The organism is Pseudooceanicola atlanticus, assembly GCF_000768315.1.
GTDB classification, from domain to species: domain Bacteria; phylum Pseudomonadota; class Alphaproteobacteria; order Rhodobacterales; family Rhodobacteraceae; genus Pseudooceanicola; species Pseudooceanicola atlanticus.
The window spans coordinates 588,101-599,652 of record NZ_AQQX01000002.1 but is presented as its reverse complement, the minus strand read 5'-3'; the positions used below and the strand labels follow the sequence as shown (position 1 = coordinate 599,652).

The following is an 11,552-nucleotide window of genomic DNA, read 5'->3' as shown; positions in this document are numbered from 1 at the left end:
GCGATACCGACGTCACACCGACGTAATACCGACACGGGGAATCAGCGGGTTACGCGGCCTAGGCGATCCTCAGTTCGCGGCCGTCGCGTCCGGCGCCCGCAAGCCGTAGACCTCGTTCGCATTTACAACCTGGCCGCCGGCAAGCACCAGTTGCACTTCCTGCCCAACCCGCCGCGCCTCAACCACACGGTTGTAGGAGGCGACGGTTTCGGTCGTCAGAATCTCGCCATTCGCGCTCGACTCCAGTTCGAAACTATAGACACCGTTCGGTACGGTTTGGCCCGAGCCGTTCTTGCCGTCCCATTCGTAAGTCTTTGCATTCAGGGGGATATCCTCCCGCAAGACGACCTGGCCGTTGGAATCCTTGCCAATAAGAACCGCACGATCCGCGACCGTCGGCACGATCGGAGCCAACGTCACGGGGGCGCCGCTGAAACTCGCATCCGACATGCTCTTCGCCTGCATTCCGACCCACCCGGCAAGGTCCGCCATACCGGAGGTCTGGAACGATGCTGTCAGTTCTTCCAGGTGGTTGTTCGTCAGCACCTGCTGCTCCACCGAAGAGAACGTCGCCAACTGCACAGCGTAATCCGCTGAATCCACCGGGTTCAAAGGGTCCTGGTTCTGCAACTGGGTCGATAACATCTTGAGAAACGTCTCGAAATCGCTGCTGATCACCGCCTTTGGCTTCACCTGAGGCGGTTTGGTCGGCGTGTTGCCGGCGCTTGTGCTCGCTACTTCCATGATCCAACCTCACAATCTCAGATCGACGCCGGAATCCTGAACCATTCCAGCAACATATGCTTCGACGTCGTCCTCCGCCACGTCCCGTGATGATATCTCCATCCCGGTCGCGCCGCCGGACGTCCCCGCGCCATCTTTGTCACTCTGGCCGGATCCCGGCCCCTGGCCACCGGCAAAAGCCACGTCGACCCGGTCGTAGCCCATATCTTCATAAAACTCGGTTAATGCGCTGACATGCCTGCGGAAAAGATCCTGGATTTCCGGTCTATCGGCAGAAATCACAAGAGACACCACGTTATCGGTTGTTTGCACGTGGAGGCGCACCCGACCCAACTCAGCCGGATGCAGTTCCACCTCCATCGCGCCGTCCTTCACCGGTTTCAGCCGATCAATCACGGTGTTCACCGTTCTGGCCTGCGCGAGCGGGGCCATTTGATGCCGGTGACTCCCGGTTGAAACATCAGCCTGCGGTATGGCGCCGCCTGCACCAATGATGTCCCCTTCATCCAACATCGGCCGTTCCGCATCGGTGGCCAAGCTTGTCAGACCTGCCGGCGGTGAGGCCAAGGCGCTAGGTCCCATTGATTCTGTCCTGAGTTCCGGCCCCTGATTCGTTGCTCCGCGCTGACGCGAAGAAACCTGTCCGTCCGTAAGGGTTGGAAATTGGTCACCTGATACCCGCTCATCGACAGGTTCGTTCCGAACCAAACTGACGTCGATTTCTGCAAGCGGTTCCTTCTTCACAGCCATTGGCGGCGCTGTATTAAGAACGTCGCGATGGCCTGGTTTGACCTCGAGTGGCTGATTGGATTCTTTCGGCACCGGGTACGGTTCTTTCACCACACCGTCGGAAAATTCGATGTCATTCACAGATGCAAAACGTGCTCCTTGCGCCCATTCTGCAGACGCACTTTGTGCCCTTGGCACCCACGAATGGTGCGACTCTGGCACTTTGGCAGCACTCGAATTTATTGGCACGGACGTCTTTGGGATGGGAAATCCGACTTCGCGCCCGTCGGATGTTCCCAACGAAAAGCCGAGGTTCGGCGGTCGTCGCGCCTCCAAAATCCTTCGAGTTCTCTCAGGTTGACCATTCCCAGTCTCCGGATGCTTGAGATCCGCAACAGGCCTGGTTCGCATCCTGTCCTGCGACGGCGGATCGATAACCAGTTTGGATTCAGTCGTGTCATAGGAACCGACTGTCGCGGTTTGGCCAACACGCACCCCCGCGTCACCGGCCTTCCTATCGCCCGAGGCCAAGGAAGGAAGGGACGAGGCTTCTTTAGGAGTCATGCGTTCGGAATATACTTGTGGCTGGGGAGGACGTTCCGTCTTCCCGGTGTACGAAGTCGGTGAGTCTTCTGCACGGACGACTGCTCGCAAACTGTCGTTCTTCAACAGCCCGTGGTCTGGCAATTGCATAGGGGACCCATCCACTTTCGGCAATCGGTTCGCGGTGACACGAATACTTGCCTGAGTTATTCCGTCCAATTCTGCCGGCGGAGTTGGAATGTTTTTTTCTTTCAGACCGCTTCCGGCGCGGTCCAAACGAAACGAACTTTGTTCCTCGTTTTTGCGTGACCCAGCTCCAAGAAAATCGTGTGAGTCTTTCAAATCTCGGCGCATACCAGACAAGATATGTGTGCGAATTTTGCGATTTCCCTGTGTCTGTATCGTATCTTCTACGGTCGCAGCCGTCGCGCTTCGGTCAGAAATTGCGTTGTGATTCCTGCTTATAGTTGATTGATTTATTACGTTTTCGGATTTCTTTGGGGTCCGCTGAGGCTGTTCCGCTTCGACCCGGCTATTTCCTTTGCTATCCAGTCTTGGGGCTTGGATTTCTGCTTCATGGAGTTTTGAAACACCCACGCCATCGCCGCCAACGATAAGGTCTTGACGGTCACGTGCAGGGTCTGACAGTCGAGCAATACTCTTTTCATTAATAGGGGTAGTTCCTGCTTTTCGCGACAGTTGACGTGACATATTTTTCGAATTTTCCGCGTCGGTCTTGGGATTTTCAATATTATCTAAGTGACGAGTGCTCCGATTTTGAGTAATTTCTATTTCTATAATTTGGGGCTTCAGTGCCGTCTCACTGCTTTTGGCAATATTAATATCACTCTGCTCCTTCCGGCGCACGACTTCAAAATTTTGAATGCCGATTATTCTTTCAGATGTTTCCTTTATTCCTGAAATCACAGGGCTGGACGTTGCAGTATGCTCCCAGCCGTGGGATTTGCCTGTCTCTTTGGCGCCATTTGCAAGCATATTGTTGCCCTCCGGAGTCTGCTCATCATCATGCTGCGCATTTATGGAATGCGAAAATTGTTCGGAGGTGAAAATTGGTGCGGTTTTGCGAGCGGAAGAAAGAGGTGCCAATAGCTTGGGCGTGCTCGAACTCTCAGATGTGGCTGGGATCAACGTTTCGTTTTCTTGCCCGCTAGTGTGCGCGGTCACAAATCGAACCACACTCGTGTCCCGTTCTGTAGATGATTTCTTTTCTTGAATATGACTGCTCTTTGCGTCGCCAACAGTCGGCTTGATGTCACCTGGTCGTGTCTCCGTCCCGGCTTCTTGAGGCGCGAGCTGATCAGTTCCAAGTTTCTTGTTAGGCTGTGCACGCTCATTCGCTTGCCGCTCAACCGCTGCATTGGTTCTTTGTTTCGAAACCAAAAAACCATCAACTGTTTCAGGCGCCTTGTCGCGCGGGGTCTCTGTGTGCGCCGTGACGTTGGTCACAGGATTTTGCCTGAGAACTTTTGACACCTGATCGGGCGCATAGCTGTTAATTCCGGTTTCAACGGGTGCGGGCGTGGAGATTTTCGTCGTGACGGACGAACGGATTTTGGCTTGTTCCGGGAACTTTACTTTCGGTTCAGCTCTAGAGATCGCGTCGCGAGAACGAGGGTCAACAGTTAATGAGTTGGTCAGATTGGTCTTCTTCTTCGGAAGATCATCATCGTTTCTTCTGACATACTCATTCGCTCTCAGATCCGCCTTGTCCAGGAAGGGGCGTTGGCGTTCCTTTGAATTTTCGATGTCGTCGGGCGGCAACTTGCCTTTTTCTGCCGTTTCTATGGATTCATCGTTTTTGGCGGGCAATGATGAATTAGAAGGCGCAGTTTCCGGCCGCTTCGTTTTTTCGCCGGACGCTCGTGCTTCCAAGTAATCGGCGACTTTTCCTGAGGGTTTCAATGCACGAGTATTTTCAAGTGGAAATTGCGACTGTGGTCCGCTTGGATAAAACTCTTCATTTCTGGCGCTATCCGCTAGCGGCGATTTGCGCAATAATTCTCTATCCGAACTAACGGTCTTATTTGGGCTTCCGGGGCTGACCGGTTCCCGATCGTCTTCAGGTGCTTTGTTGTCAGGATTAAGGACTTTCGCGTCTTCTCGGTCGAATCCATTGAGAGAAAGTTCTGGTTCGATTGAAGTCGCAGGACTATTGTCGGCAAATTTTTTTGTGGTCTTGCGGTATTCCCGTATCAAGACTTGCGTATCTCGCTGTTCCGGAAGATAGATGTCTTCTGCGACTTCATGATTTTCCGAATGCTCGGGACTTGCTTTTACGACCTTATCGGACTTTCCAACTTGCGTCTTGTTGTCGACGTCTGATCCACTTCCATCCTTGGCCATGCTTTTGACGATCGCGCCAAAGTCGATCTTCGGTTTGTCCGCTTTCTTGGACTTGTCCACGGCAGTCGACGTCAACTGGGCCAACGACAGTATTTTCAGCGCTTTGGTCTTCATTTTTGTACTCGGGATTTCTTCCTTTGTTCTCTTTTCGCTGGTTTTGGTTACCGATCCTTTACCGCTTGAGGGGCATGATCGGCAAAACTGATGAGAATTGGATGTAAACAAAATGGAAACTTCCGGGATCTCTGCCTCGACGTACCGCCAGCCGCAGAGCAGTGCGGACAAGAAACTCAAGGCTGTGGCGGATCAGCTTGAGGCGACATTTCTTTCTGAAATGTTGAAGTCCGCAGGTGTCGCCGAGACGCCATCCTTGTTCGGCGGTGGTGCAGGCGAAGGACAGTTCGCCTCCTTCCTGCGGGACGAATATGCGAGGGAGCTGACCGCTGCGGGCGGTTTGTCCCTGGGCGAAGCTTTGTTCAACTCTCTGAAGGAGCGTCAGAATGACGAATGAAAATCAGAATATCGCAAATCTTTTCGATCAGATCCTGGATCGGGAGCGTGAAGTCCTGATGTCCGGAGAATTTTCGGAAATTCCGGGGCTCGTCGATCAGAAAACCATCTTGCTGGAACAGTTGAACGACTTACAGGGCCCGGACAGCGCCCAACTGGAGAATCTTCAGACTAAAGCGCTGAGAAATCAGGAGCTTCTGGACAATGCGCTGCAGGGAATTCGCCACGTGGCCAACCGCTTCGCGACGTTGCGAAAGCTCAGCAAGTCCTTGGAAACATACGATGAGCGCGGATTGAAAACGTCCCTGCCGTCTGCAGTGACATCGAAGGTCGAACGTCGGGCGTGAAGGTTTTTCATAAAATGCAGCGAAAGGAGGCAGGTCGATTTAGTGATCCATTAGCTTCTTAGGTCGATGTTGGTCGGGCATCCAGATCGGATGGCGCGGCGACCGGGTGAGTGCCCGACAACTGCACAGGTCAGAACGACGTATTCAACCGCTCCGGCTCGGGGCGGGATGTGCAACGGGCGCAAAGCGCCCCAGACCAAAGGAAGTAATGCATGTCCAGCATTCTGACGAACAACAGCGCAATGGTTGCGCTGCAAACCCTGAAATCGGTCAACAAGTCGATGACCGAAACCCAAAGCCAGATTTCGACCGGCAAACGGGTCTCCAGCGCCAAGGACAACTCTGCCGTCTGGGCGATTTCCAAAGTCATGGAATCCGACGTCAAAGGTTTCAAGGCAATCTCTGAAAGCCTGTCTCTCGGCGAGTCGACCGTCGCTGTTGCGCGGAACGCTTCCGAGACTGTGACCGATCTGCTGCAGGAGATGAAAGGCAAGATCATCTCTGCCAATGAAGGCAACGTTGATCGCAACAAGCTGCAGACCGATATCGACGCGCTGACCGACCAGATCGAAAGCGTCGTGACGGCGGCCCAGTTCAATGGCCTCAACCTGCTGCAAGGCACGGAAGACGTTGAGGTTCTGTCCTCGCTCGACCGTGCAAACGACGGCTCGGTGTCGTCCAGCTCCATCGCGGTCGAACGCCAGGATCTGTCCTATGATGCCGGCTCCTACAACTCGACCGGCACCTCGCTGGCAGCGAACGCGACAGCCTCTGCCGCTGCCGCGGTCAATACCGCGATCACCGAAACCCTGACTCTGTCCACGGCTCAGAGCATCGGTGACGTTCTGCGCCTTGAGATTGGCGATACGACTGTTGCTTATACCGCCGACTCCACCACGCTGAACGACGCGTCCGCCGGTCTGACCGCTGCGATCAACGCGGCCGGTATCGAAGGTATCACCGCGACCGTGGCAGGTGCCGCGATCACGCTGAGTTCGACCGTCGCGTTCGAAGACACCGCACTTGCCTTCTCGTCGACCGGTTCGACCACGGGCGCTTATGGCGGTGACGCAGCCCTCGAAGCGCGTGCCGAAACCGTGACCTTCAGCGCGACCGCTGGCGTGAATGAAGGCGATGGCTATCGTGTCACGATCGGGTCGCAGGACTTCGATTACGTCGCCGGCAAAGGCGAGACCTTCGAAGACGTTGCAAACGGTCTGAAAACGGCAATCGATGGTGCCGGCCTGTCCGATATCTCGACCGCGGTGACCACCAACGATTCGGGTCAGTTCGTCCTGCAGGTGGACAACAACAGCACCACGCTCGCCTTCGCGGTGACCGGTGCGGCCGACGGTACGGCAACCGGTGGTCTGGCCGGCCTCGACGATATCGATGTCACGACCGATGAAGGTGCTGCTGCAGCGCTTCAGAATATCGAGACCTACATCGATACCGCGATCGACTCCGCTGCTGCATTCGGTTCCGTCCAGGGCCGTATCGAGACCCAGTCGGAGTTCATCGGCAAGCTGACTGATAGCCTGAAGTCCGGCATCGGGTCGCTGGTTGACGCCAACATGGAAGAAACCTCGGCACGTCTGCAGGCTCTGCAGGTTCAGCAGCAGCTGGCGGTTCAGGCGATGTCCATCGCCAACCAGGCGCCGCAATCCCTGCTCTCGCTCTTCCGGTAAGGGCACAACTGACCGGGCCGCAAAGCCGGCCCGGTCATCCACTGCCTGAGACCATGAACAAGAACCGGAAGGACAGAACGTGACCGCCCACTCTCTGGCACAGCGCGCATACGGACAAGCCACCGCCCCGACGAGGACAGCTCGCGGTACGGAATACGAAGTCTTGGCCCGTATCACGCATCGGCTGATCGCCGCCGCGCGAAAAGGAAATGCAGGCTTCTCCGAGCTTTGTCGCGCGATCCACGACAACCGGCAACTCTGGACGCTGCTTGCGGCCGATGTTGTCGATGACAACAACACTCTTACGGACGAGCTTCGCGCACAGATCTTCTATCTGGCGGAGTTCACGCAAACCCACAGCCGCAAGGTACTGCAACGCAAGGGCAGCGTCGCTGCCCTGGTCGAAATCAACTCTGCCATCATGCGTGGCCTCAGAAAGGAAGGGGGCAAGTGATGGGTGGTCTGGTGTTGAAACTCGGTCCTAAGGAACGGGTCCTGATCAATGGTGCTGTCATAGAAAACGGGGATCGCCGGTCGCGGCTCTCCATCATGACGCCCAACGTCAATATTCTGCGGCTCAAGGATGCCATTCATCCGGACGACGCGACCACGCCGGTCCGGCGAGTATGCTACCTTGCCCAGCTGGTCCTGACCGGGGATGCCGATGCGGAGGAGATGGAATTTCAGTTGCTCCGACGCATCGAAGAGCTGAGTCAGATCCTCACGGACCCCGACAGCCGGAAACTACTCAGCGAAGCGTCCCACGCGGTACTCCAGGATCAGCATTACCAATGTCTCAAGGCATTGCGGAGTCTTTTGCCGCGGGAAGAGCGACTGCTTGGGGCTCGTATGTCATGACCTTTCAACCGGTCATTTTCGGTTCAGGACTTGCGGCCTGGTCCTATCTGGGCCGCACCCTGGAAACCCAGACAAAGGCGTTTGAAGCCAGCCCGCAGATGATGAGGGACACGGAATATTTCGAGGCCAAGATTGGTGAAATCGATACAGCGGAAGACCTCGTCAACGATCGCAGGTTGTTGCGGGTCGCCCTCGGTGCCTTCGATCTGCAGGATGATATCAACAACAAGTATTTCGTCCAACGGATCCTCGAAGACGGTACGCTTGATGACGACACTCTGGCGAACAGGTTGTCGGACAAGAGATATCGGGATTTCTCGAAGGCTTTCGGGTTCGGTGATTATTCCACGCCCCGAACAAAGCTCTCGGATTTCGGCACCAACATCACCGCCAAGTTTCGCCGGCAGCAATTTGAAGTTGCCGTGGGCGAGCAGGATCAATCCATGCGGTTAGCGCTGAACGCCGAACGCGCCCTTCCCGAATTGGCGGAGGCGAATGTCAGCGACAATACGAAGTGGCTGCGCGTGATGGGCAACCCGCCGTTACGACAGGTTTTCGAGATGGCCATGGGGCTGCCCAACAGCTTCAGCCAACTGGACATCGAAAAGCAACTGGAAGAGTTCAAGGATCGCGCCAATCGTCAATTCGATGTCTCGGATTTCGCTGAGTTCGGCCAACCGGAGATGCAGCAGAAATTGGTTCACCGGTTCCTGGCTCGATCACAGATCCAGGAAATTCAGGTGGCTTCCTCCGCCAACATTGCCGTTTCGCTTCTCGAAAACGCGGCGAATTTCGCACGCTCGCAGTCTTCGTTCTTCTGATAAGTCGACGTGGGCCGAGATACTAAGACTTCGACCCACTTATATTATTGGCAGTACTAGTCAGACTATCCATTTGGGCCATCGGACTGGGTAAGGCCGCCTTCGTAGGCTTTGGGCTGTTGCGCTGGCGCGGCTCGGCCGAGCGGTTGCCTGTCGCGGTCTGCCGGGAGGAGCCCGAATTCGCGCGTCGCAGGATCAAGGTGAGGCGATTGAAAGAATTTTCGATGCTTTGCCCCTCTTTCTCGCTCAGGAAGGCATCCAAATCTGGCCAGCCTGCAATCGCGGCATCCAAAGCAGGGTCACTGCCTTTGGAATAGAGGCCTGCGCGAATCATCATCTCGTTCTGGGCATAGGCGCCGAGCATGCGACGCGCATTCCCGATCGTGTCGTTCTGCGCTTCGGTCGCGGCATGTGGCAGGCTTCGCGATACGGAGCGCAGAACGTCGATGGCCGGGTATCGGCCACGTTCCGCGATCTTGCGATCTAGCACGACGTGGCCGTCGAGAACCCCGCGCAGAATGTCGGCAATCGGTTCCTCCATGTCAGACCCGGCGACAAGGACGCTGAAAATGGCGGTGATCGTGCCGCTACCCTCGAGTCCTGGGCCAGCGCGTTCGCAGAGCTGCATGATCGTGTGGGAGGTCGATGCCGGATAGCCGCGAAGGGCAGGCGGTTCGCCCGCAGCGACAGCGACCTCGCGGTGTGCTTCGGCGAAACGGGTGACGCTGTCGGCCAGGAAAAGCACGCGTTGTCCGCGATCCCGGAAGTGTTCGGCGACGCTCATTGCCGTCCAGGCGCATTGCCGGCGAACCAGTGGCGAGCGATCCGAAGTCGCGGCGATGACGATGGCGCGGGCCATGCCTTCTTCGCCCAGGACGTCGGACACGAAGTCGCGCAATTCACGCCCGCGTTCGCCGATCAGGGCGATCACCACCACGTCGGATTCCATGTGGCTTGCGAAATGTGCCAGCAGGCTGGATTTACCAACGCCGGAACCGGCGAAGAGGCCGATCCGCTGGCCGTCGACGATGGGTAGCATGGTGTTGAACACGGCCATGCCGGTTTCCAGGCGCTGGCCAAGACGGGCCCTTTGCGCGGGTGGCGGCGGCGGGTTGCGCAGGGCGCGTTCCTCTTGGCCGCGGTTCAGCGGTTGGCCGTCCAGCGGCTGGCCATAGGGGTCGATGACCCGCCCGATCCAACCGTCATGCGGGGCAATCCGAGCACGACCCATCAGCGTCACCCGATCGCCCAGTGAAACGCCGTCGGTGGCATCGTCGGGAAGGATCGTGGCGACATCCGCATCGATGCGAATGACCTCGCCACCAAGATAAGAGCCATCGGGGCGGGTCAGGCGCACCTGATCGCCCATCCGGGCGGCTTGGCCGAACCCTGCAATACGAAGCGTCGATCCCTCAACCCCGATGATCCGGCCGATCTGGCGGACCGGCGAGAGGGACTCGATTTCGGCCCGCAACCCTTCGAAAGCGTTCTGCTTCATCCTGAACATCCTTTGTCGCTCAAGAACCATTTCTAAAGGAATCAGGGTTAAGCCTTGATTGAAGCCAATCGAGGGAGAAGCCCCGATGTTCAAATCGTTGGAACTGTTCCGCATGGCACATGCCATGGCCTCCCATGCCGGGGCCAGGCAGGGTGTCATCGCGTCAAATATCGCCAATGCGGACACGCCCGGATACCGGGCGCGTGACGTCGTTCCGTTCAAGGAATTCTACCGTACCGAACAGGGCACGGCGACGTTCCGCGCGACCCGTGCCGGACACCTGCACGGCCCGGCCGCGTCGCTGGACCCCGGGTTGTTCGATACCAAATCCGCAGATTCAAACCCCAACGGCAACTCCGTCTCTCTCGAGGAAGAAATGCTCAAGGGCGTCGACGTGAAGCGCCAGCATGACAAGGCGGTTGCGATCTATCGCTCCGGCCTGAGCGTGCTGCGCGCTTCCATCGGGCGCCGGTAAGGAGGCATCATGTCCGATTTTCTGAATTCCCTGTCCGTGTCGGCCAGCGGGCTGAAAGCCCAGGCGCAGCGTCTGCGCCACGTGTCCGAGAATATCGCCAACGTCGACACTCCGGGATACCGGCGAAAAACCGTGCCGTTCGAAAGCGTTGCACGCGCCGGTGAAGGTGAGGGGATCGTGCGCACCGGTCGAGTGAAACTCGACCAGTCGCCGCTGGATCAACTCTACGATCCATCGCATCCGCTCGCCGATGCCAATGGTCACTACGATGGATCGAATGTCGATCTGGTGATCGAAATCGCTGACGCGCGTGAAGCGCAGCGCAGCTACGAAGCCAACCTCAAGATGTTCGATCAGGCCCGGCAGATGTCCGGCTCCCTGCTTGAACTGTTGCGCAGATAAGGAGCTCCAGAATGGATATTCGTGCCCTGAATGCCGCCCAGAAATACGCCAGCTCCCGTCCGGCGACCGAACCCGTTCCCGGGTCCGGCGCGGGCGAGACGGCGGCGCGGCTTGTTTCGGATTTCGCCAGCACCCTCAAAGAGGGCGAAGCGGCGGCAAAAGCCGCCATGGTCGGACAGGCAGACCCCCATACGCTTGTCCAGGCCCTGACCCAGACGGAACTGGCCGTGGAAACCGCGGTCACCGTCCGGGACAAGGTCGTCGAGGCGTACCAGGAAATCCTGCGGATGCCGGTGTAATCCTCCATGGATGAGGCGCTGTTTTTCGACACGCTCCGGCAGGGGCTGTGGGTGGCCGTGATCACCTCGGTGCCGATCCTGACCGTGGCCCTGGTCGTCGGTCTTCTGATCGGCCTGTTCCAGGCGCTGACCTCCATCCAGGAAATGACGCTGACCTTCGTCCCGAAACTGGCGGCGATCGTCGTCGTCTACTGGCTTTCGATGGGATTCATGACCCAGACGCTGGTCGCCTATTTCCGCGACACGCTGGTCCCGCTGATCATAGGTGGCTGAA

13 protein-coding genes are annotated in these 11,552 nt (G+C 57.2%); 10 read left to right on the top strand and 3 right to left on the bottom strand.

The window, feature by feature from the left end; genetic code table 11:
- Nucleotides 1-69: 69 nt before the first annotated feature.
- Entirely contained in the window at nucleotides 70-744 is a 675-nt protein-coding gene (locus ATO9_RS06985; RefSeq protein WP_043747152.1) for a flagellar hook capping FlgD N-terminal domain-containing protein, read from the bottom strand.
- Nucleotides 745-753: 9 nt separating this feature from the next.
- Complete coding sequence (locus ATO9_RS24220; RefSeq protein WP_156127810.1) at nucleotides 754-4,494, bottom strand: flagellar hook-length control protein FliK; 3,741 nt, start codon at nucleotides 4,492-4,494, stop codon at nucleotides 754-756.
- A gap of 112 nt (nucleotides 4,495-4,606) precedes the next feature.
- On the opposite strand from ATO9_RS24220, the gene ATO9_RS06965 reads away from it, so the two are divergent.
- The 6 genes from ATO9_RS06965 to ATO9_RS06940 all read left to right on the top strand — a co-directional run bounded on the left by ATO9_RS06965 (nucleotide 4,607) and on the right by ATO9_RS06940 (nucleotide 8,604).
- Nucleotides 4,607-4,891, top strand: a complete 285-nt coding sequence (locus tag ATO9_RS06965; protein WP_052418149.1) for a rod-binding protein — start codon at nucleotides 4,607-4,609, stop codon at nucleotides 4,889-4,891.
- Nucleotides 4,881-5,237, top strand: a complete 357-nt coding sequence (locus ATO9_RS06960; RefSeq protein WP_043747144.1) for a hypothetical protein — start codon at nucleotides 4,881-4,883, stop codon at nucleotides 5,235-5,237. The genes ATO9_RS06965 and ATO9_RS06960 overlap by 11 nt, the downstream gene beginning before the upstream one ends.
- A gap of 212 nt (nucleotides 5,238-5,449) precedes the next feature.
- Nucleotides 5,450-6,925 carry a flagellin N-terminal helical domain-containing protein gene (locus ATO9_RS06955; RefSeq protein WP_043747143.1) on the top strand — a complete coding sequence of 492 codons (1,476 nt, stop codon included), beginning with the start codon at nucleotides 5,450-5,452 and terminating at the stop codon, nucleotides 6,923-6,925.
- Nucleotides 6,926-7,004: 79 nt separating this feature from the next.
- Entirely contained in the window at nucleotides 7,005-7,379 is a 375-nt protein-coding gene (gene flaF, locus ATO9_RS06950) for a flagellar biosynthesis regulator FlaF (RefSeq protein WP_043747141.1), read from the top strand.
- Nucleotides 7,379-7,783 (top strand): flagellar biosynthesis repressor FlbT, encoded by a 405-nt coding sequence (flbT, locus tag ATO9_RS06945; protein ID WP_043747139.1) that lies wholly within the window; start codon nucleotides 7,379-7,381, stop codon nucleotides 7,781-7,783. Before flaF ends, flbT begins: the two co-directional genes overlap by 1 nt.
- Nucleotides 7,780-8,604: a DUF1217 domain-containing protein gene (locus tag ATO9_RS06940; RefSeq protein WP_043747137.1), complete on the top strand. Its 825-nt coding sequence runs from the start codon at nucleotides 7,780-7,782 to the stop codon at nucleotides 8,602-8,604. The genes flbT and ATO9_RS06940 overlap by 4 nt, the downstream gene beginning before the upstream one ends.
- Nucleotides 8,605-8,626: 22 nt before the next feature.
- Here ATO9_RS06940 and ATO9_RS06935 read toward each other — a convergent pair whose 3' ends face one another.
- Nucleotides 8,627-10,102: a FliI/YscN family ATPase gene (locus tag ATO9_RS06935; RefSeq protein WP_081979476.1), complete on the bottom strand. Its 1,476-nt coding sequence runs from the start codon at nucleotides 10,100-10,102 to the stop codon at nucleotides 8,627-8,629.
- An 85-nt stretch (nucleotides 10,103-10,187) separates the two neighbouring features.
- Here ATO9_RS06935 and ATO9_RS06930 point away from each other — a divergent pair, with 85 nt between their 5' ends.
- Genes ATO9_RS06930 through ATO9_RS06915 form a run of 4 tightly spaced genes read left to right on the top strand, consistent with a single transcriptional unit; the run spans nucleotide 10,188 to nucleotide 11,551 of the window.
- Nucleotides 10,188-10,577, top strand: coding sequence for a FlgB family protein (locus tag ATO9_RS06930; protein WP_043747411.1), 390 nt, complete (start codon nucleotides 10,188-10,190; stop codon nucleotides 10,575-10,577).
- 9 nt (nucleotides 10,578-10,586) lie between these two features.
- Nucleotides 10,587-10,979 (top strand): flagellar basal body rod protein FlgC, encoded by a 393-nt coding sequence (gene flgC / locus ATO9_RS06925; RefSeq protein ID WP_043747135.1) that lies wholly within the window; start codon nucleotides 10,587-10,589, stop codon nucleotides 10,977-10,979.
- Between the two features lie 11 nt (nucleotides 10,980-10,990).
- Nucleotides 10,991-11,278 (top strand): flagellar hook-basal body complex protein FliE, encoded by a 288-nt coding sequence (fliE, locus tag ATO9_RS06920; RefSeq protein WP_043747133.1) that lies wholly within the window; start codon nucleotides 10,991-10,993, stop codon nucleotides 11,276-11,278.
- Nucleotides 11,279-11,284: 6 nt separating this feature from the next.
- Entirely contained in the window at nucleotides 11,285-11,551 is a 267-nt protein-coding gene (locus ATO9_RS06915) for a flagellar biosynthetic protein FliQ (protein WP_043747132.1), read from the top strand.
- Nucleotide 11,552: the final 1 nt, after the last annotated feature.

Excerpts from the sequence above, each read along its gene's own strand:
- ATO9_RS06935 (WP_081979476.1), bottom strand. The coding sequence starts at position 10,102 with ATGAAGCAGAACGCTTTCGAAGGGTTGCGGGCCGAAATCGAGTCCCTC.
- ATO9_RS06915 (WP_043747132.1), top strand. The coding sequence starts at position 11,285 with ATGGATGAGGCGCTGTTTTTCGACACGCTCCGGCAGGGGCTGTGGGTG.
- ATO9_RS06940 (WP_043747137.1), top strand. The coding sequence starts at position 7,780 with ATGACCTTTCAACCGGTCATTTTCGGTTCAGGACTTGCGGCCTGGTCC.
- ATO9_RS06930 (WP_043747411.1), top strand. The coding sequence starts at position 10,188 with ATGTTCAAATCGTTGGAACTGTTCCGCATGGCACATGCCATGGCCTCC.
- ATO9_RS06960 (WP_043747144.1), top strand. The coding sequence starts at position 4,881 with ATGACGAATGAAAATCAGAATATCGCAAATCTTTTCGATCAGATCCTG.
- ATO9_RS24220 (WP_156127810.1), bottom strand. The coding sequence starts at position 4,494 with ATGAAGACCAAAGCGCTGAAAATACTGTCGTTGGCCCAGTTGACGTCG.
- ATO9_RS06965 (WP_052418149.1), top strand. The coding sequence starts at position 4,607 with ATGGAAACTTCCGGGATCTCTGCCTCGACGTACCGCCAGCCGCAGAGC.
- ATO9_RS06955 (WP_043747143.1), top strand. The coding sequence starts at position 5,450 with ATGTCCAGCATTCTGACGAACAACAGCGCAATGGTTGCGCTGCAAACC.
- flgC (WP_043747135.1), top strand. The coding sequence starts at position 10,587 with ATGTCCGATTTTCTGAATTCCCTGTCCGTGTCGGCCAGCGGGCTGAAA.
- flbT (WP_043747139.1), top strand. The coding sequence starts at position 7,379 with ATGGGTGGTCTGGTGTTGAAACTCGGTCCTAAGGAACGGGTCCTGATC.
- ATO9_RS06985 (WP_043747152.1), bottom strand. The coding sequence starts at position 744 with ATGGAAGTAGCGAGCACAAGCGCCGGCAACACGCCGACCAAACCGCCT.
- fliE (WP_043747133.1), top strand. The coding sequence starts at position 10,991 with ATGGATATTCGTGCCCTGAATGCCGCCCAGAAATACGCCAGCTCCCGT.